The organism is Actinoplanes sp. NPDC048791, from assembly GCF_040650095.1.
In the GTDB taxonomy this organism is placed as follows: Bacteria; Actinomycetota; Actinomycetes; order Mycobacteriales; family Micromonosporaceae; genus Actinoplanes.
Window position 1 is genome coordinate 1 of record NZ_JBEZGQ010001610.1, and the last position, 1,286, is coordinate 1,286.

The following is a 1,286-nucleotide window of genomic DNA, read 5'->3' on the forward strand; positions in this document are numbered from 1 at the left end:
CGGAGACCGGCCGTTGCTGGGCCCCCCCGGCCGCCAGGGCCGTGAGGGTCAGGTCCCGGCCAGGACCGGCCGGTGCCGGGTCAGCTCGCTGAGCAGGACAGCCGGGCCAGGCGTCATCAGGCCCACGTCGATCACGAAGGAGCCTCGGCGCAACCGTGGCGTCCGGCCGGCTGTCGGGGCGGACGCGACTGCCTCCAGCGTGGTGGGGGTGACGACCAATTGGGTGAACGGGCCGGCGAACCGCAACCGGGCCGACGCGATGGCTGCCGCCGGCACGAAGGTGGCCCGGTGCCGGCTCGGCGCGAACTCCACGCCGGCCGCGGACACCCGTACCCAGCCGGGGTTCGATCCCGTGCCGGCCAGGGCACCCAGCCCGCCGGCCGCCGCGGTCGACAGCGTCACCAGTACGGCTTCCACGTAGTCGCCGAAGTCGAGCGAGGCGCCGGCCGCGACCGCCGCGACCATGGCCAGCCCGCGGATCAGCAGAATCACCGGCGCGACGAGCAGCGCGACACCGAGGCCCAGCCGCCACCGGTGCACGCGGAAGACGACCGGCTCGGCGACGCTCACAGCATCCGTAGCGCACCGCCGTCGACAGGCAGGGTCAGCCCGGTCAGGTAGCTCGCCGCCGGGGACAGCACGAACGCCGCCACCTTGCCGAACTCGTCCGGCTCACCCAGCCGGCGGAGCGGGACCGAAGCCGCCGCCTCCGCGGCAGCCGCCTCGGCGTCGCCGGTCGCCTCGAACAGCTCCTTGTTACGGTCCGTCAGCACGCGTCCCGGGAGCAGGCTCACCACGCGTACGCCGCGCGGGCCGTACTGGTCCGCCATGTCCTTCGCCGCACCGGCCAGACCGGGTCGCAACCCGTTGGACAGCCCCAGACCGGCGATCGGCGTACGCGCCGACGTGGACAACACCAGGGCGATCGCCCCGCCCTCGGTCAGTGCCGCCGCGATTGTGCGCGCCGCCCGTACCGTGCCGAGAAAGACCGTCTCGAACGCCTCGCGCCACTGCTCGTCGGTCAGGTCCGCGGCCGTGCCGCGGGCCGGGCCGCCCACCGAGATCAGCGCGCCGTCAAGGCGGCCGAAGCGCTCCCGCGCCGTGCTGATCAGCAGCTCCGGCGTGCCGGGGTCGGTCAGATCGGCCACCACGCCCGCCGCGCCTTCGCCGAGCTGAGCGACCGCCGCGTCGACCGCCTCCGGCGAGCGCGCGGAGACGACAACCTTGGCGCCGTCGGCTACCAGCGCCCGGGCGGTGGCGAAACCGAGGCCCCGGGTGGGGCCGGT

Annotated in this window: 2 protein-coding genes; both read right to left on the reverse strand. The window is 75.1% G+C overall.

Features of this window, described 5'->3' with window-relative positions:
• Positions 1–48: 48 nt before the first annotated feature.
• Entirely contained in the window at positions 49–570 is a 522-nt protein-coding gene (locus tag AB0C29_RS48945) for a hypothetical protein (protein ID WP_360835293.1), read from the reverse strand.
• The coding region (locus AB0C29_RS48950; protein ID WP_360835295.1) for an SDR family oxidoreductase at positions 567–1,286 on the reverse strand (720 nt) is incomplete at its 5' end. The genes AB0C29_RS48945 and AB0C29_RS48950, both read right to left, overlap by 4 nt.